Origin of the sequence: Streptomyces sp. NPDC015131 (genome assembly GCF_043079975.1) — a bacterium.
In the GTDB taxonomy this organism is placed as follows: domain Bacteria; phylum Actinomycetota; class Actinomycetes; order Streptomycetales; family Streptomycetaceae; genus Streptomyces.
Genome location: NZ_JBIBVB010000001.1, coordinates 528,358 through 544,868, shown reverse-complemented (window position 1 = coordinate 544,868; position 16,511 = coordinate 528,358). Strand labels below are relative to the sequence as shown.

At 72.2% G+C, this 16,511-nt stretch carries 16 protein-coding genes and 1 pseudogene; 11 read left to right on the top strand and 6 right to left on the bottom strand.

All coding sequences use genetic code 11. The features are described 5' to 3' along the window. Positions 1-38 precede the first annotated feature (38 nt). The 10 genes from ACF08D_RS02070 (at position 39) to ACF08D_RS02025 (ending at position 9,251) form a co-directional block, all read left to right on the top strand. On the top strand, positions 39-1,736 hold the full coding sequence (locus ACF08D_RS02070) for a nitrite/sulfite reductase (protein WP_392220562.1): 1,698 nt from the start codon (positions 39-41) through the stop codon (positions 1,734-1,736). Beyond that, positions 1,733-1,912, top strand: coding sequence for a hypothetical protein (locus ACF08D_RS02065; RefSeq protein ID WP_392220561.1), 180 nt, complete (start codon positions 1,733-1,735; stop codon positions 1,910-1,912). Before ACF08D_RS02070 ends, ACF08D_RS02065 begins: the two co-directional genes overlap by 4 nt. Further along, on the top strand, positions 1,909-2,610 hold the full coding sequence (locus ACF08D_RS02060; protein WP_392220560.1) for a phosphoadenylyl-sulfate reductase: 702 nt from the start codon (positions 1,909-1,911) through the stop codon (positions 2,608-2,610). Before ACF08D_RS02065 ends, ACF08D_RS02060 begins: the two co-directional genes overlap by 4 nt. Beyond that, a complete protein-coding gene (cysC, locus tag ACF08D_RS02055) occupies positions 2,610-3,179 on the top strand; it encodes an adenylyl-sulfate kinase (RefSeq protein ID WP_392220559.1) in 570 nt (189 codons plus the stop codon). Before ACF08D_RS02060 ends, cysC begins: the two co-directional genes overlap by 1 nt. Further along, positions 3,176-4,111, top strand: a complete 936-nt coding sequence (gene cysD, locus ACF08D_RS02050) for a sulfate adenylyltransferase subunit CysD (protein ID WP_392220558.1) — start codon at positions 3,176-3,178, stop codon at positions 4,109-4,111. The genes cysC and cysD overlap by 4 nt, the downstream gene beginning before the upstream one ends. A 2-nt stretch (positions 4,112-4,113) precedes the next feature. Next, entirely contained in the window at positions 4,114-5,454 is a 1,341-nt protein-coding gene (locus tag ACF08D_RS02045) for a sulfate adenylyltransferase subunit 1 (protein WP_392220557.1), read from the top strand. 200 nt (positions 5,455-5,654) lie between these two features. After that, positions 5,655-6,761 carry an aliphatic sulfonate ABC transporter substrate-binding protein gene (locus ACF08D_RS02040; RefSeq protein ID WP_392220556.1) on the top strand — a complete coding sequence of 369 codons (1,107 nt, stop codon included), beginning with the start codon at positions 5,655-5,657 and terminating at the stop codon, positions 6,759-6,761. Positions 6,762-6,819: 58 nt separating this feature from the next. Beyond that, entirely contained in the window at positions 6,820-7,608 is a 789-nt protein-coding gene (locus tag ACF08D_RS02035) for an ABC transporter ATP-binding protein (protein ID WP_392220554.1), read from the top strand. Continuing rightward, complete coding sequence (locus ACF08D_RS02030; RefSeq protein ID WP_392220553.1) at positions 7,595-8,503, top strand: ABC transporter permease; 909 nt, start codon at positions 7,595-7,597, stop codon at positions 8,501-8,503. The genes ACF08D_RS02035 and ACF08D_RS02030 overlap by 14 nt, the downstream gene beginning before the upstream one ends. A gap of 10 nt (positions 8,504-8,513) precedes the next feature. After that, a complete protein-coding gene (locus ACF08D_RS02025) occupies positions 8,514-9,251 on the top strand; it encodes a sirohydrochlorin chelatase (protein ID WP_392220551.1) in 738 nt (245 codons plus the stop codon). 78 nt (positions 9,252-9,329) lie between these two features. Here the strand turns inward: ACF08D_RS02025 and ACF08D_RS02020 are convergent, their stop codons facing one another. The 3 genes and pseudogenes from ACF08D_RS02020 to mgt all read right to left on the bottom strand — a co-directional run bounded on the left by ACF08D_RS02020 (position 9,330) and on the right by mgt (position 12,773). Next, a complete protein-coding gene (locus ACF08D_RS02020) occupies positions 9,330-9,881 on the bottom strand; it encodes a DUF1697 domain-containing protein (RefSeq protein WP_392220549.1) in 552 nt (183 codons plus the stop codon). Between the two features lie 73 nt (positions 9,882-9,954). Continuing rightward, positions 9,955-11,154, bottom strand: coding sequence for a S8 family peptidase (locus ACF08D_RS02015; RefSeq protein ID WP_392220548.1), 1,200 nt, complete (start codon positions 11,152-11,154; stop codon positions 9,955-9,957). A gap of 298 nt (positions 11,155-11,452) precedes the next feature. Beyond that, a pseudogene (gene mgt, locus ACF08D_RS02010) lies at positions 11,453-12,773 on the bottom strand (macrolide-inactivating glycosyltransferase). Between mgt and ACF08D_RS02005 the strand changes: the two are divergent. Then, a complete protein-coding gene (locus ACF08D_RS02005) occupies positions 12,763-13,185 on the top strand; it encodes a hypothetical protein (protein ID WP_392220546.1) in 423 nt (140 codons plus the stop codon). The pseudogene mgt and the gene ACF08D_RS02005 sit on opposite strands and share 11 nt — an antisense overlap. Positions 13,186-13,283: 98 nt before the next feature. Here ACF08D_RS02005 and ACF08D_RS02000 read toward each other — a convergent pair whose 3' ends face one another. Genes ACF08D_RS02000 through ACF08D_RS01990 form a run of 3 tightly spaced genes read right to left on the bottom strand, consistent with a single transcriptional unit; the run spans position 13,284 to position 16,410 of the window. Continuing rightward, entirely contained in the window at positions 13,284-14,618 is a 1,335-nt protein-coding gene (locus ACF08D_RS02000; protein ID WP_392220545.1) for an ABC transporter substrate-binding protein, read from the bottom strand. Beyond that, on the bottom strand, positions 14,618-15,469 hold the full coding sequence (locus ACF08D_RS01995; RefSeq protein WP_392220544.1) for a carbohydrate ABC transporter permease: 852 nt from the start codon (positions 15,467-15,469) through the stop codon (positions 14,618-14,620). The genes ACF08D_RS02000 and ACF08D_RS01995 overlap by 1 nt, the downstream gene beginning before the upstream one ends. Beyond that, a complete protein-coding gene (locus tag ACF08D_RS01990) occupies positions 15,466-16,410 on the bottom strand; it encodes a carbohydrate ABC transporter permease (protein WP_392220543.1) in 945 nt (314 codons plus the stop codon). The genes ACF08D_RS01995 and ACF08D_RS01990 overlap by 4 nt, the downstream gene beginning before the upstream one ends. Positions 16,411-16,511 lie beyond the last annotated feature (101 nt).

Sequence of the window (16,511 nt, the reverse complement as noted above, 5' to 3'; positions counted from 1 at the left end):
CAGAGCCGCCCTCCTGCTGTCCCGAAGGACGTATCGTCATGGCCGCCACCCCTGAGAAGCCCGCCTCCGCCGCCGCCCGTCGCAAGACCGGGCGCCACCGCGGCGAAGGTCAGTGGGCCGTGGGCCACTTCACGCCCCTCAATGGCAACGAGCAGTTCAAGAAGGACGACGACGGTCTCAACGTTCGGACACGTATTGAGACGATCTACTCCAAGGCCGGTTTCGACTCGATCGACCCCAACGACCTGCGCGGCCGGATGCGCTGGTGGGGCCTCTACACCCAGCGCAAGCCCGGGATCGACGGCGGCAAGACCGCGATCCTGGCGCCGGAGGAGCTGGACGACGAGTACTTCATGCTCCGCGTCCGGATCGACGGCGGCCGGCTGACCACCGAGCAGCTGCGGGTCATCGGGGAGATCTCGCAGGAGTTCGCGCGCGGCACCGCCGACATCACGGACCGGCAGAACATCCAGTACCACTGGATCCGGATCGAGGACGTGCCCGAGATCTGGAACCGCCTGGAGGCCGTGGGCCTGTCCACGACCGAGGCGTGCGGCGACACCCCGCGCGTCATCCTGGGCTCCCCGGTCGCCGGGATCGCCGAGGACGAGATCATCGACGGCACGCCCGCCATCGACGAGATCCAGCGGCGGATCGTCGGCAACAAGGACTTCTCCAACCTGCCGCGGAAGTTCAAGTCCGCCGTCTCCGGCTCCCCGCTGCTCGACGTGGCGCACGAGATCAACGACATCGCGTTCGTCGGGGTGCACCACCCCGAGCACGGCCCCGGCTTCGACGTCTGGGTGGGCGGCGGCCTCTCCACCAACCCCAAGATCGGTGTCCGGCTGGGCGCCTGGGTGCCGCTGGACGAGGTCCCCGACGTGTACGAGGGCGTCATTTCGATCTTCCGGGACTACGGCTACCGCCGGCTCCGCAACCGCGCCCGGCTGAAGTTCCTGGTCGCGGACTGGGGCCCGGAGAAGTTCCGGAAGGTGCTGGAGGACGAGTACCTGAAGCGCCCGCTGACCGACGGCCCGGCGCCCGAGCAGCCCGTCCAGCAGTGGCGCGACCACGTCGGGGTGCACCGGCAGAAGGACGGCCGGTTCTACGTCGGCTTCGCCCCGCGCGTCGGCCGCGTCGACGGCGCCACCCTCACCAAGATCGCCGAGGTGGCGCAGGCGCACGGCTCCGGCCGGCTGCGGACCACCGCCGAGCAGAAGATGCTGGTCCTCGACGTCGAAGAGGCGCAGGTCGCCTCGCTGGTGGAGGGGCTGGAGGCGCTGGACCTCCAGGTGAAGCCGTCGCCGTTCCGGCGCGGCACCATGGCCTGCACCGGCATCGAGTTCTGCAAGCTCGCCATCGTGGAGACCAAGGCGCGCGGCGCGTCGCTGATCGACGAGCTGGAGCGCCGTATCCCGGACTTCGACGAACCGATCACCATCAACATCAACGGCTGCCCCAACGCCTGCGCCCGCATCCAGGTGGCGGACATCGGTCTCAAGGGCCAGCTCGTGCTGGACGACGAGGGCAACCAGGTGGAGGGCTACCAGGTGCACCTGGGCGGCGCCCTCGGCCTGGAGGCCGGCTTCGGCCGCAAGGTGCGCGGTCTGAAGGTCACCGCCGCCGAACTGCCCGACTACGTCGAGCGGGTCCTCACGCGCTTCCAGGCGGAGCGCGAGTCCGGCGAGCGCTTCGCCACCTGGGCGGCGCGCGCCAGCGAGGAGGCCCTGTCGTGAGCGAGCGGGCGGCGCCGTTCCACTGCCCGTACTGCGGGGACGAGGACTTGCGCCCCAGTGAGGAGGGGCACGGCGCCTGGGAGTGCGCGGCCTGCAATCGGGCCTTCCGGCTGAAGTTCCTCGGACTGCTGAGCCGGGGGCTGCGGCGCGACGACGGTGGAGGGGACACGGCATGACGGTCACTCGGAGCGAGCAGTCGCTCAGGGAGCTGGCGGAGAAGGCGGGGCGGGACCTGGAGGAGGCGTCCGCCCTGGAGATCCTGGCGTGGGCGGCCGAGACCTTCGGCCCCCGGTTCTGCGTCACCTCCTCCATGGAGGACGCGGTCGTCGCCCACCTGGCCTCCCGGGCGATGCCGGGCGTGGACGTGGTGTTCCTCGACACCGGCTACCACTTCCCCGAGACCATCGGGACCCGGGACGCGGTGGACGCGGTGATGGACGTCAACGTCATCACCCTGACCCCGCTGCGGACGGTGGCCGAGCAGGACGCCGAGCACGGCCCGGCGCTGCACGACCGCGACCCCGACCTGTGCTGCGCGCTGCGCAAGGTCAAGCCGCTGGAGGACGGGCTGACCGCGTACGACGCGTGGGCGACCGGCCTGCGCCGCGACGAGTCCCCGACCCGGGCGAACACCCCGGTCGTCGGCTGGGACGAGAAGCGGCGGAAGGTGAAGGTCTCGCCCATCGCCCGCTGGACGCAGGACGACGTGGACGCGTACGTGGCCGAGCACGGGGTGCTGACCAACCCGCTGCTGATGGACGGGTACGCCTCCGTCGGCTGCGCGCCCTGCACCCGCCGCGTGGCGGAGGGCGAGGACGCGCGGGCGGGCCGCTGGGCGGGCCGGACGAAGACCGAGTGCGGGCTGCACGGCTGATGACGACTGTGGGAGAAGGAAACGTGACTGGGGCCACCCCCGGGGCCACCATCTGGCTCACCGGGCTGCCGAGCGCCGGCAAGACGACGATCGCGTACGCGCTGGCGGACCGGCTGCGCGGCGAGGGCCGGCGGGTCGAGGTGCTCGACGGCGACGAGATCCGCGAGTTCCTCTCGGCGGGCCTCGGGTTCAGCCGCGAGGACCGGCACACCAATGTGCAGCGGATCGGCTTCGTCGCCGAACTGCTGGCGTCCAACGGCGTGCACGTGCTGGTGCCCGTGATCGCCCCGTACGCGGACAGCCGGGAGTCCGTCCGCAAGCGCCACCAGCGGGAGGGCACCCCGTACGTCGAGGTGCACGTCGCCACCCCGGTGGAGGTGTGCTCCGAGCGGGACGTGAAGGGGCTGTACGCGCGGCAGGCCGCGGGCGAGATCAGCGGCCTGACCGGGGTGGACGACCCGTACGAGGAGCCGGAGGCGCCGGACCTGCGGATCGAGTCCCAGAACCAGACCGTCCAGGAGTCCGCCGCGGCGGTCCACACGCTGCTGACCGAGAGGGGACTGGCATGACGACCACGGTCACCGACGTCCAGGACACCGACAGCCCGTTCGCCCTGTCGCACCTGGACTCGCTGGAGTCCGAGGCGGTGCACATCTTCCGCGAGGTGGCGGGGGAGTTCGAGCGGCCGGTGATCCTGTTCTCCGGCGGCAAGGACTCGATCGTCATGCTGCACCTGGCGCTGAAGGCGTTCGCCCCCGCGGCGGTCCCCTTCTCTCTGCTGCACGTGGACACCGGGCACAACTTCCCCGAGGTCATCGAGTACCGCGACCGGACGGTGGAGAAGCACGGGCTGCGGCTGCACGTCGCCTCCGTGCAGGACTACATCGACCGCGGGGTGCTCAAGGAGCGCCCGGACGGCACCCGCAACCCGCTGCAGACGGTCCCGCTGACCGAGGCCATCCAGCAGCACCGCTTCGACGCCGTGTTCGGCGGCGGGCGGCGCGACGAGGAGAAGGCGCGGGCCAAGGAGCGGGTGTTCAGCCTGCGGGACGAGTTCTCCCAGTGGGACCCGCGCCGCCAGCGCCCGGAGCTGTGGCAGCTCTACAACGGGCGGCACGCCCCCGGTGAGCACGTGCGGGTCTTCCCGCTGTCCAACTGGACCGAGCTGGACGTGTGGCAGTACATCGAGCGCGAGGGCATCGAGCTGCCGCAGATCTACTTCGCGCACGAGCGGGAGGTCTTCTCCCGCAACGGCATGTGGCTGACCGCCGGCGAGTGGGGCGGCCCGAAGGACACCGAGCCGGTGGAGAAGCGGCTGATCCGCTACCGCACGGTCGGCGACATGTCCTGCACCGGCGCCGTCGAATCCGACGCCACCACGCTGGACGCCGTCATCGCCGAGATCGCCGCGTCCCGGCTCACCGAGCGGGGCGCCACCCGCGCCGACGACAAGCTGTCCGAGGCCGCGATGGAAGACCGCAAGCGCGAAGGGTACTTCTAGAGATGAGCACCACGAGCGAGCAGCTCGCCGACCTGTCGGCCACCACCCTGCTGCGTTTCGCGACCGCCGGCTCCGTCGACGACGGCAAGTCCACCCTGGTGGGCCGGCTGCTGCACGACTCCAAGTCGGTCCTGGCCGACCAGCTGGAGGCCGTCGAGGCCGCGTCGCTGAGCCGCGGCCAGGACGCCCCCGACCTGGCGCTGCTGACGGACGGCCTGCGGGCCGAGCGGGAGCAGGGCATCACCATCGACGTGGCGTACCGCTACTTCGCCACGCCCCGGCGCCGGTTCATCCTGGCCGACACCCCGGGCCATGTGCAGTACACCCGCAACATGGTGACCGGCGCCTCGACCGCCGAGCTGGCCGTGGTGCTGGTCGACGCGCGCAACGGCGTGGTGGAGCAGACCCGCCGGCACGCGGCGGTCGCCGCGCTGCTGCGGGTCCCGCACGTGGTGCTGGCCGTGAACAAGATGGACCTGGTCGACTACGCGGAGCCGGTGTTCGCGGCGATCGCCGAGGAGTTCACGACGTACGCCTCGGAGCTGGGCGTCCCGGAGATCACCGCCATCCCCATCTCGGCGCTGGCCGGCGACAACGTGGTGGAGCCGTCGGCGAACATGGACTGGTACGGCGGCCCGACCGTGCTGGAGCACCTGGAGACCGTGCCGGTCAGCCACGACCTGACGGCCTGCCACGCCCGCTTCCCGGTGCAGTACGTGATCCGGCCGCAGACCGCCGAGCACCCCGACTACCGGGGCTACGCGGGCCAGATCGCGGCCGGCGCCTTCCGGGTCGGCGAGCGGGTCACCGTGCTGCCGTCCGGGCGGACGAGCACCATCGCGGCGATCGACGCCCTCGGGGAGAGCGTCGACATCGCCTGGGCGCCCCAGTCGGTGACCGTCCGGCTGACCGACGACATCGACATCTCGCGCGGCGACCTCATCGCCCCGGCCGCCGACGCCCCGGCGACCACGCAGGACGTCGTGGCGACGGTGTGCCATGTGGCGGACCAGCCGCTGAGCGTCGGGCAGCGGGTGCTGCTCAAGCACACCACCCGTACGGTCAAGGCGATCGTCAAGGACATACCGTCCCGGCTGACGCTGGACGACCTGTCCCAGCACCCGGCGCCGGGCCGGCTGGTGGCCAACGACATCGGCCGGGTCGTGGTGCGCACCGCCGAGCCGCTGGCGCTCGACAGCTACGCCGACTCCCGGCGCACCGGCTCGTTCCTGCTGATCGACCCGTCCGACGGCACCACGCTCGCGGCCGGCATGGCGGGCGAGTCGTTCGCCTCGGCGAAGGCGCTCCCCGCCGAACAGGACGACGAGGGCTGGGACTTCTGACGATGGCCGATGTGTACGCGACGTTCGCGAAGGAGGGCGGCCGGGTCGGCAGCGGCGCCCTCGGCGCGGGGACCGGTGGAGTGGCGCGATGTGCGGGGTGAGGACCGCGCACCCGAGGTGCGCACTCCGCCTGCCGTACCCGCGCTCCGCGCACCACCGAAGACGATTCCGAAGACCCTGAACCGAGGGGATACACCTCCGTGCCTGCCTCCCGTACCACCCTGCGCCGCTCTCTCGCCGCCGCGGCGGCCCTGCCGCTGCTGATCGGCACGCTGGCCGCCTGCGGCTACGGCTCCAAGGCGACCGGCGACGAGAAGAAGGTGGCGGCCGAGGGCGAGAAGCTCTCCGCCGACCGGGTGAGGGTCGGGTACTTCCCGAACCTGACCCACGCCACCGCCCTGGTGGGCGACCAGGAAGGCATCATCCAGAAGGAGCTGGGCGGCACCGAGCTGGCGGTGTCGACCTTCAACGCCGGCCCCTCCGAGATCGAGGCGCTCAACGCCGACTCGATCGACATCGGCTTCATCGGCCCCTCCCCCGCGATCAACGGCTACGTCAAGTCCCGCGGCGAGAACCTGCGGATCATCGGCGGCTCCGCGTCCGGTGGCGTGAAGCTGGTGGTGAACCCGGACAAGATCAAGACCCTGGACGACCTCAAGGGCAAGCGGATCGCCACCCCTCAGCTCGGCAACACGCAGGACGTGGCGTTCCTGAACTGGATCAGGGAGCGGGGCTGGAAGGTCGACGCCCAGAGCGGCAAGGGCGACGTGTCCGTGGTCCGCACCGAGAACAAGGTCGCCCCCAACGCCTACACCTCCGGTTCGATCGACGGCGCCTGGGTGCCGGAGCCGACCGCGTCCAAGCTGGTCAGCGAGGGCGCCAAAGTGCTGCTGGACGAGTCGTCGCTCTGGCCGGACCGCAAGTTCGTGATCACCAACATCATCGTGTCGCAGAAGTTCCTCAAGGAGCACCCCGACGTGGTGGAGGCGGTGCTGCGCGGGTCGGTGAAGACCAACAAGTGGATCAACGCCAACCCGGAGAAGGCCAAGGCGTCGGCCAACGCGAAGCTGGAGCAGCTCACCGGCAAGCCGCTGGGTGACAAGGTCCTCGACCCGGCGTGGTCGTCGATCCGGTTCCTCGACGACCCGCTGGCCGCGACGCTCCAGGCGCAGGCCGACCACGCGGTGGCCGCCGGGCTGCTGGAGAAGCCGGACCTCAAGGGCATCTACGACCTCCGGCCGCTCAACAAGGTCCTGAAGGCCGAGGGCGGGCCGGCGGTCGCCGACGCCGGGCTCGGCTCCGAGTAACCGCGCACGGCAGCCCCGTTCCCGTACTCCCCCACCCGTTTCCCAGGAGGTGACGACCATGGCCACGACGTTCGCCAAGGCCGAGGACCGTGTCGCGGTGACCCACGCGGCCCGTCTCGAGCACGTCTCCAAGTCCTTCGCCGGACCGTCCGGACAGCAGCTCGTGCTCGACGACATCTCGCTCGACGTCGCCCCGGGCGAGTTCGTCACCCTCCTGGGAGCCTCGGGGTGCGGCAAGTCCACGCTCCTCAACCTGGTCGCGGGGCTCGACCGGCCGACGGCGGGGTCCATCGCCACGCCCGGCGGCCGGCCGGCCCTGATGTTCCAGGAGCACGCCCTGTTCCCCTGGCTGACGGCCGGGAAGAACATCGAGCTGGCGCTGCGGCTGCGCGGGGTGCCCAAGGGCGAGCGGCGGGGCGAGGCGGAGCGGCTGCTGGAGCTGGTACGGCTCGGCGGTTCGTACGGCAAGCGGGTGCACGAACTGTCCGGCGGCATGCGCCAGCGGGTGGCCCTGGCCCGGGCGCTGGCGCAGGACAGCGACCTGCTGCTGATGGACGAGCCGTTCGCCGCGCTGGACGCGATCACCCGGGACGTGCTGCACGACGAGCTGACGCGCATCTGGCGCGACACCCGGCTGTCGGTGCTGTTCGTCACGCACAACGTGCGCGAGGCCGTGCGGCTGGCCGAGCGCGTGGTGCTGCTGTCGTCCCGGCCGGGGCGGATCGCCCGCGAGTGGCGCATCGACATCCCTCAGCCGCGCCGTATCGAGGACGCCGCGGTGGCGGAGCTGTCCGTCGAGATCACCGAAGAACTGCGTGGGGAGATCCGCCGTCATGGCCAGCACTGAGACGACGACCCGGTCCGCCGGGACAACGGACGGCAAGGCGGACGACCTGGCCGGCCTGGAGGCGGGCCTGGACGCGCTGGACGCGGTGCAGGTGCGCCGCACCCCGCTGCGCGAGGTCCTGGTGAGGAAGGTCCTGCCGCCGCTGGTGGCCGTGGCGCTGGTGCTGGTGGTCTGGCAGCTGCTGGTGTGGGCCGAGGTCACCGACGCGTACAAGCTCCCGCCGCCGTCCGCCGTGTGGGACAGCCTGTCCGCGATGTGGCTGGAGGGCACGCTCTTCGGAGTGCTGTGGACCAGTGTGTCGCGGGCGCTGCTCGGCTTCCTGATGGCGCTGGCGATCGGTACCCCGCTGGGCCTGCTGGTGGCGCGGGTGCGGTTCGTGCGCGCCGCGATCGGGCCGATCCTCTCGGGCCTCCAGTCGCTGCCGTCGGTGGCGTGGGTGGCACCGGCGGTGCTGTGGCTGGGCCTCAACGACTCGATGATGTTCGCAGTGATCCTGCTGGGCGCCGTGCCGTCGATCGCCAACGGCCTGGTGGCGGGCGTGGACCAGGTGCCGCCGCTGTTCCTGCGGGCCGGGCGGACGCTCGGCGCGACCGGGCTGCGGGGTGCCCGGCACATCGTGATGCCGGCCGCGCTGCCCGGCTACCTGGCGGGCCTGAAGCAGGGCTGGGCGTTCTCGTGGCGGTCGCTGATGGCCGCGGAGATCATCGCCTCCTCGCCGGAACTGGGCCTCGGCCTCGGCCAGTTGCTGGAGAACGGCCGCAACAACATCGACATGCCCGGCATCTTCCTGGCGATCCTGCTCATCCTGAGCGTCGGCATCGCCATCGACCTGCTGATCTTCAGCCCCCTGGAGCGGGCGGTGCTGCGCCGCCGCGGGCTCCTCGTCCAGAGCTGAGCGTCCCGTCATGAACCGTCCGGTCCTTCTCGTCATCGCCCACGGCAGCCGCGACCCGCGGCACGCCGCCACCGTGCACGCCCTGGTCCGCCGCGCCGCGTCCCTCCGCCCCGGCGTACGGGTGGAGACGGCGTTCCTGGACTTCAACGTGCCGTCGGTGGGTGCCGTGCTGGAGCGGCTGGCGTCCGAGGGCGTACGCGACGTGGTGGCCCTGCCGCTGCTGCTCACGCGCGCCTTCCACGCCAAGGCCGACATCCCCGCGGTGCTCCGCGAGGCACCGCCGTCCCTGCGCATGCGGCAGGCGCCGGTGCTGGGGCCGTCGCCGCTGCTGATCGCGGCGCTGGAGCGGCGGCTGTACGAGGCGGGCCTCACGCCCGCCGACAAGCGCTCGACCGGGGTCGTCCTGGCCTCGGCGGGCTCCTCCGACCCGGAGGCGATCGCAGTGATCGCTGAAATGGCGCGGGAGCTGCGGCACACCGGTTGGTGCGCCGTGCGGCCTGCGTTCGCCTCCGCATCTCTTCCCCGCACCGAGGACGCGGTGCGGGCCCTGCGCGAGGAGGGGGCGCGCCGGGTGGCGGTCGCCCCCTATGTCATCGCGCCCGGCCGCCTGCCGGACCGGATCGCCGAGGGCGCGGCGGGCGCGGACGTCCTGGCGGACGTGCTGGGCCCGTCGCCCGAGCTGGCCCGGCTGCTGCTGGCGCGCTACGAGGAGGCGCGCGCCGAGGCGAGGGGGCGGGCCGCCGCGTAAGGCCGTACGAGGGCGGGCTGCGCGGGGATGGGCCGCCGCTCGGGGGGCCACCGCTCAAGGGGCCGCCGTCGCTTCGCGCTACTCCTGGGTGAGTTCCACCAGCTTGACGACGGTGTTCCAGTTGCGCGTGGTGGCCGTGATGCCCTTGGTGAGCGCGGGGCGGGCGAGCGCCTCGGCCAGCTTGGAGCGGCCGAGCCCCTCGGGGGTGTAGAGGTAGACGGCGCGGTCGCCGAGCCGGAACTCCTCGGGGAGGAAGGCTTCCTGGTCGAGGCCGGCGAACCGGCCCGGGTCCGCGGGGGCCGAGAGATAGGTGACGTGCAGCTGCCTGCCCTCCAGGCCGGCCGCCGGGAAGGGGCAGTCGTCGGCGACGGCGCGGAGATACGGGCCGCCGCGGACCAGGCAGCCGGCGCTGAAGCCGAAGTGCTTCTCGACGGCGGCCTCGATACCGGCCGCCAGCGTGTCCTCGTCGGCGCCGGAGGTGTCGGTGAAGACCGCGTTGCCGCTCTGGAGGTACGTGGTGACGTCGCCGTGCCCCAGCTCGGTGAGCAGGGTGCGGAGCTGGGCCATCGCGACCTTCTTGTGGCCGCCCAGGTTGATCCCGCGCAGCAGGGCGGCGTACCTCGTCGTCATGGTCACACCATAGAGCGGCCGCCGTGCCCCGTGGGGGAGGGCACGGCGGCCGCCGTTCAGGGTCCCGTACGGGCTACTCCACGATCTTCAGGAGCTTGTTCGGCGTGCCCTGGGAGGGGTTGGAGATCTTGTCGGCCGTGGCGCCGTCGGTGAGGGCCTTGGCGACCTGCTCCGGGGTGGCGTCCTGGTGGCCCGCCAGGTAGACCGCCGCGGCGCCGACGACGTGGGGCGTCGCCATGGAGGTGCCGGATATGGTCTTGGTGCCCTCGTCGCTGTCGTTCCACGCCGAGGTGATGTCCGAGCCGGGGGCGTAGATGTCCACGACCGAGCCGTAGTTGGAGAAGTCGGACTGCTGGTCGTCCTTGGTGGAGGAGGCCACGGTGATGGCCTCGGGGACGCGGGACGGCGAACCCTGGCCGGCGTCGGCGGACTCGTTGCCGGCCGCGACACCGAAGGTGACCCCGGCGGCGATGGCCTTCTTGACCGCCTCGTCGAGGGCCGGGTCGGCGCCGCCGCCCAGGCTCATGTTGGCGACGGAGGGGCCCTGGTGGTTCTTGGTGACCCAGTCGATGCCGGCGACGACCTGCTCGGTGGTGCCGGAGCCGTTGTCGTCGAGCACCCGGACGGCGACGATCTTCGCCTTCTTGGCCACACCGTGCGCGGCACCGGCGATGATGCCGGCGACATGGGTGCCGTGGCCGTTGCCGTCACTGGCGTCGTTGTCGTTGTCGATGGCGTCGAAGCCGGAGACCGCGCGGCCCTCGAAGTCCTTGTGCCCGACGCGTACGCCGGTGTCGATGACGTACGCGGTCACGCCCTCACCCGCGTTGTCGGGGTAGGTGTACTTGCTGTCGCCGGCCGTGTCGGCCTGGTCGACCCGGTCCAGGCCCCAGGACGGCGGGTTGTCCTGGGTGGCGCTGATGCTGAACTTCTTGTTCTGCACGACCTTGGCGACCGACGGGTCGGCGGCGAGGCGCTTGGCCTCGGTCTCCGACAGGCCGCTGGCGGAGAAGCCGTTGACGGCCGAGGTGTAGTTGCGCTTCAGCGTGCCGCCGTACTCCTTGGCGAGCTTCGCCTTGTCCGCCTTCTCGTCCAGCAGGACGATGTAGCTTCCGGAGACGGCGCCTTCGGCTCCGAGTCCGTAGACCGTTCCCTCGGTCGGCGTGGGGGTGGGGGCGGCACCTGCGTGGGCCGTGCCGAAGGCGGTGAGGCCGGCGACGACGGCGGTGGCTGCTGCGAGCCGAACTCCACGTGCGCGCTTGGTGTTTGCCATGAAGAGGGGTCTCCTCGTCATCAAATTGTGTGGGGGGTTCGGCCGTGGACGAAAAGATTTCCGCGGCCTGGTTCGAAACCCTGGTCGATTGACGAGCGCAGATCAAGCTCTTCACACAGCTATGACTTACTCAACAAACTTCCTTAATAACAAATCGCCCACGGCGGAAGCTTTACGGCACCGCGCGGCGGCGCGACCCGGAGGGCCGTGCCACGGCGCGGTGCGGATGGACCGCCGCCTCGCGGGGGCCGCCCCCCGGACGGGAGGTCCAGGGGCGGGGGCGGGGGCCGGGCCGGGGCTACCGGGCGCCGGCGGCCCCCGGGAGGTCCGCCTCGATGAGGTCGGCGGCCCGCCGGGTGCCGCCCTCGGCGGCCATCCCCCGCTGGATCTCCGCCGCCCTGCGGGCCACTTCGGGGTCGCCCACCAGCTCCAGGACGGCGGCCCGCAGGGTCTCGGCGGTGGCCTCCTCCATCGGGAGGTGGCGGGCCACCCCGAGTGAGGCCAGCATGTCGGCGTTGCCGAACTGGTCGACCGCCTGCGGCACGGCCACCATCGGGGTGCCGGTGGCGAGCCCCTCCTGGCTGCCGCCGGCGCCGGCGTGCGTGATGAAGGCGTCCGCCTGGCGCAGGACGGAGAGCTGCGGCACCCAGGAGTGCACCTCGATGTTGGCGGGCAGCTCGCCGAGTTCGGCGGGGTCGACGTGCTTGCCGATCTGGAGGACGACATGCCAGTCGTCCAGGCCGCCGAACGCCTCGGCGCAGGCGCGGTAGAAGTCCGGCTGCTTGGTGAACGACGAGCCGAGGGAGACCAGCAGCACCTTCCCGGCCCCGGCCGGCCGCCGCCACTCCCCCTGTCCGGCGCGGTCGCCCTGGCAGGCACCGACGAAGTGGAAGACGGTCTCGTCGACCCGGTCGGCGTTCGGCTGGAGCGCCTTGGGGATCAGGACGACCGCCTTGCGGGGTGCGGCGATCAGCCGGTCGGGGTGGATGCCGACGCCATTGTCCGCCAGCCACGCCTCGAAGCGGGCGTAGTACGCCTTGCCGCGCTCCGACTCCTTGAGGTCGGCGTACATCGGCTCGGCGATCTCCTCCTCGTACCCCTCCCAGGGCACGAGGTTGGGCCAGAGCGCGACGGCCGGGACGCCCCAGCGGTGGGCGAGGACGGGTGCGGGGTAGGAGGTGATGTCGTGGAGGACGAGGTCCGGCTCGTCACCGGCGAAGGCGTCGGCGAGCTGGGGCAGGGCCTGCACGGCGTCGGCGAGGAACGGCTCGATGTTGTCGATGAGTTCGGTCCCCCAGGCGTCGGGGTCGTCGTCGGTCGGCAGCGTGGAGGTGTAGATCACCGGCTCGGCGCCGGTCTCGGCGACCTTCTCCGCGAAGGACGCGGGGATGGCGTAACTGACGCGGTGGCCACGGGCGACGAGCTCCCGGATCACTTCCAGGCTCGGATTGACGTGCCCGTGGGCGGCGATGGAGAACATGGCGATGTGGGCACGATCGGCTGAGGTCATGTGCCACACCGTAGACGAGACGAGACGTCTCGTGCAACCTGTTTTCCTGTGGCTCTGGGCGTGTGGCACGGTGGCCCCACACAGCGAGAGGCGGGGTGATGAGCGGCATACAGACATCGGGCAAGTGGTCGCTGGACGAGAAGAGCTGGTGGTGGGTCCTCCTGAGCCCCGCGGTCATGGCCGCCGCGACCTGGGGCATCCTGGGACTCGTGGAGGGCGGCTGCGTGCGCGGACCACGGGGCGGCTGCGTGGCCGCCGAGGGCTACGAGTTGCGCTCGTGGACGCTCTTCCTCGCCGCGATTCCCACGCTGCTCGTGGTGGTCACCGGCCTGTGCTCCGTCCGTCTGCCGCCCGCTCTCGGTGTCGCCCTCGGTGGCACGGTCTGCGGGCTGTACACCCTCGCGCAGGGCCGCACACTGCCGCACCTGGTCGTCGCGGTGATCCTCTTCGTCATGGCCGCGACCGCACCGGTGGGGAACTGGTACCTCCGCCGGAGGGAACGCCGGAGCCCCGCGCGGTGAACCGGCCGCCCGGCGGCGGCTCCGCGGCGGCCGGGCGGTCCGGGACGGCGCGCCCGGCCACTGCCACGCCGTGACGTACTGGAGCCGGTCCCTCCGGTTCAGCGCTGGTAGCGCGCCAGTACCCGGTTGCCGTCGCCGACCAGGCGGGCCTCCAGCTCGGCGGCGTCGATGGCTCCGCTGTAGTACTCCTGGTAGGCGGGCGTGGCGACCTTGTCCTTCCACTCGGGGTAGCCCCGCACCGACTGCGCGGGCGCGGGCCGGAGATGGGCCGCCAGGGCGCTGCCGGTCGCCCAGCCGTCCTTCGGCGTACGCAGGGAGGGCGCCCGGAGCGCCGCCGTGCCGGTCGGCAGCATCCAGTCGCCGTGGGCCAGGCGGACCATGTTGGCGGGCCGGAGGAGGAAGTCGATGAACCGGGCGGCCTCCTCCTTGTGCTCGCTGTCCTCGGCGATCGAGAGCGTCTGCGGGCTCACCCCCTGCGCGAGCCCGCCGCTGCCGGCGGGGGCGGGCAGCACCGTCCACGCGAACCCCTCCGGCGCCTGCTGCGCGATCTGCTGACGGTACGAGAACCCGAGCGGGACCATGGCGTACCGGCCGCCGAAGAAGCCGGGGAGCGTGTCCGAGCCGCCCATGCCGAGCGTGCTGCGCGGCGCGGTGCGGTCGTCGACCACCTGGGCGCGGACCGTGCCGGGCATCACGGCGTCCGCCTCGGTGAACCGGACGGCGGCCCTCCCGTCGCCGTCCCGGTGGAACAGCCGGCCGCCGGCGGACAGGCCCAGGTTCAGGGAGACCGAGACGGGCTCCTTCAGCGGCCAGGCGACGGCGTACCGCCCCTCGCCCATCGTGGCCGTGACGTCCCGCGCGATCCGCCGGAACTCCGGCCAGGTCCAGGGCCGTTCGGGCGTGGGCATGCGGACCCCGGACGCCTCCAGGATCTTCCTGTTGGCGATCAGGACGCGCGGCTCCTGGAGGAAGGGCACCCCGTACACCCCCTCCCCGAAGGTGGTGGCCGCCCAGGCGGCCGGGGGGATGTCCGCCCTGAGGCGCGGGGACAGCAGCGGGCGGAGGTCGGCGAGGTGGCCGCCGTGGGCGAAGTCGGCCAGGTCGTCGGAGGCGTCATGGATGACGTCGGGCGCCTCGCCGCCCTCGAAGGAGGTGAGGAGATGGTCGTGCACGCTGTCCCAGCTGCCCTGTTCGAGGGCGACCTGGACATCGGGGTGCGCCGCGTTCCACTCGGCGACCAGCTCCCGGTTGGCGTCGACCGACTCCTTCTGCCAGGCCAGGGAGAGGAAGCGCAGCACGGTCCGCCCGTCGTCGCGGCCCCCTCCGCCGCCCGGTGAGCAGCCCGCGAGCAGCAGGGCGAGGGCGGCGGTCAGGACGGTGGCGAGCCGCGCGGCCCGGGTGGCGCGGCGCGGCGGGCGCGCGGGGCGGCGCATCAGGACTTCACCGCCCCGGCCAGGGTGCCGCCGGTGATCCGCTTCTGGATGACGGCGAAGACCACGAGCGAGGGGAGGGTGGCGAGGAACGCGGCGGCGGCGAGCGGGCCGAGGTCCGCCACCCCCTCCGCGCCGAGGAAGTGGGTGAGGACGACGGGCAAGGTCTGCTTCTCCGGGGTCTTGAGCAGGACGAGCGCGAAGAAGAACTCGTTCCACGCGGTGACGAAGGCGAAGAGCGCGGTGGCGACGATGCCGGGGGCGAGCAGCGGCGCGGTGACCGACACCAGGGTGCGCAGCCGGCCCGCCCCGTCGACGGCGGCGGCCTCCTCCAGCTCGGCCGGCACCGCCCGGACGTACCCGGTGAGCATCCACAGCGCGAACGGCAGCGACCAGGTGACGTACACCAGGACCAGCCCGGTGAGGGTGTTGACCAGGTGCAGGTTCTTCAGGACCAGGAACAGCGGGATGATCACCAGCACGAACGGGAACGCCTGGCTGACCACCACCCAGCCGGTCGCGGCGGCCGTGAGCCGTCCGCGCCGGCGGGCCATCACATAGGCCATCGGGGTGGCGACGGCCACGGCGGTGAGCGCCGCCGCGAAGGCGGCGAGCAGGCTGTTCCCGGCGGCCTGGAGCAGCGGCTGCTCGGCGAACGCCTGGCGAAAGTTGGCGAGGGTGGGGTCCTCCGGCAGCCAGGTCGGGTGCAGGGAGCCCAGCTCGCGGGCCGGTTTGAAGGCGGTGGAGACCAGCCAGAGGAAGGGCAGGCCGAGGAAGGCGAGGTAGGCCAGGAGCGCCAGGTACTGGCCGGCCCTGGTGACGCGCCGGGAGCGCGGGCCGCCGGTCGCCGTCATCGCGGGTCTCCCTTCAGCCGGTGGACGAGGTGGACGGCGAGGAGCACGGAGACGACGGCGACCAGGACGCAGCCCATGGCCGCCGCGTAGCCGAACTGGCCGTACCGGAACGCCTCCTCGTAGGCGAAGAGCATCGGCAGGCGAGTCCGGCCGCCGGGCCCGCCCGCGGTGAGCACGTACACCAGGGCGAAGGCGTTGAGGTTCCAGATCAGGTTGAGGGCCGTGATGGCGGCGGCGACCGGCCGGAGGGCGGGCCAGGTGACGGTGCGGAAGCGGCGCCAGGCGCCGGCCCCGTCGAGGGCGGCGGCCTCGTGCAGCTCCCGGGGGACGTGCTGGAGTCCGGCGAGGAGGGTGACGGTGGTCTGGGGCATCCCGGCCCAGATGCCGACGAGGACGACGGCGGGCAGCGCGGTGGCCAGGCCGGACAGCCAGTCGCGCCCGTCGCCCAGGCCCAGGTCGCGCAGCGTCTCGTTGAGGATGCCGGCGTCCGCGTGGTAGACGAGCCGCCACATGATGCCGACGACCACCTCCGGCATCGCCCAGGGGACGATCGCCAGGGCCCGCGCCGCCCAGCGGAAGCGGAGGTTCTGGTTGAGCAGCAGGGCCAGCCCGAGGGCGAGGACGAACTGCGGGACGGTCACCCCGACCGCCCACAGCAGGCCGATGCGGAAGGACTCCCAGAACAGGGTGTCGTGCAGCAGGTCCTGGAAGTTGAGGGTGCCGATCCACTGGGTGGACCGGGTGCGCCCGGACTGGGCGTCGGTGAAGGCCAGGGCGATGCCGTACAGCAGGGGGCCGGCGCTGAGCAGGAGGATGGGGATCAGGGCGGGGAGGACGAGGAACCAGGCCCCGTGGTCCGGTGGCCGGCCCCGGCCGCCCGGCTTTCCGGCCTGCCGTCCGGCCGCCTCGTCCGGCCGCTTCGGCGCTGTCACCAATGTCACGGACAGTCCCCTTTTGTGAAGTCGGGCCGGCCTGGCGTCATCGTCCTGACGGGCGGTCGCTTCGTCAAGGTGGCCTGCGCGGATGCGAGACTTTGCCGGAT

Excerpts from the sequence above, each read along its gene's own strand:
- ACF08D_RS02035 (WP_392220554.1), top strand. The coding sequence starts at position 6,820 with ATGGCCACGACGTTCGCCAAGGCCGAGGACCGTGTCGCGGTGACCCAC.
- ACF08D_RS02025 (WP_392220551.1), top strand. The coding sequence starts at position 8,514 with ATGAACCGTCCGGTCCTTCTCGTCATCGCCCACGGCAGCCGCGACCCG.
- ACF08D_RS02005 (WP_392220546.1), top strand. The coding sequence starts at position 12,763 with ATGAGCGGCATACAGACATCGGGCAAGTGGTCGCTGGACGAGAAGAGC.
- ACF08D_RS02000 (WP_392220545.1), bottom strand. The coding sequence starts at position 14,618 with ATGCGCCGCCCCGCGCGCCCGCCGCGCCGCGCCACCCGGGCCGCGCGG.
- ACF08D_RS02020 (WP_392220549.1), bottom strand. The coding sequence starts at position 9,881 with ATGACGACGAGGTACGCCGCCCTGCTGCGCGGGATCAACCTGGGCGGC.
- ACF08D_RS02015 (WP_392220548.1), bottom strand. The coding sequence starts at position 11,154 with ATGGCAAACACCAAGCGCGCACGTGGAGTTCGGCTCGCAGCAGCCACC.
- ACF08D_RS02045 (WP_392220557.1), top strand. The coding sequence starts at position 4,114 with ATGAGCACCACGAGCGAGCAGCTCGCCGACCTGTCGGCCACCACCCTG.
- ACF08D_RS02030 (WP_392220553.1), top strand. The coding sequence starts at position 7,595 with ATGGCCAGCACTGAGACGACGACCCGGTCCGCCGGGACAACGGACGGC.
- ACF08D_RS02070 (WP_392220562.1), top strand. The coding sequence starts at position 39 with ATGGCCGCCACCCCTGAGAAGCCCGCCTCCGCCGCCGCCCGTCGCAAG.
- ACF08D_RS02060 (WP_392220560.1), top strand. The coding sequence starts at position 1,909 with ATGACGGTCACTCGGAGCGAGCAGTCGCTCAGGGAGCTGGCGGAGAAG.
- cysD (WP_392220558.1), top strand. The coding sequence starts at position 3,176 with ATGACGACCACGGTCACCGACGTCCAGGACACCGACAGCCCGTTCGCC.
- cysC (WP_392220559.1), top strand. The coding sequence starts at position 2,610 with ATGACGACTGTGGGAGAAGGAAACGTGACTGGGGCCACCCCCGGGGCC.
- ACF08D_RS01995 (WP_392220544.1), bottom strand. The coding sequence starts at position 15,469 with ATGACGGCGACCGGCGGCCCGCGCTCCCGGCGCGTCACCAGGGCCGGC.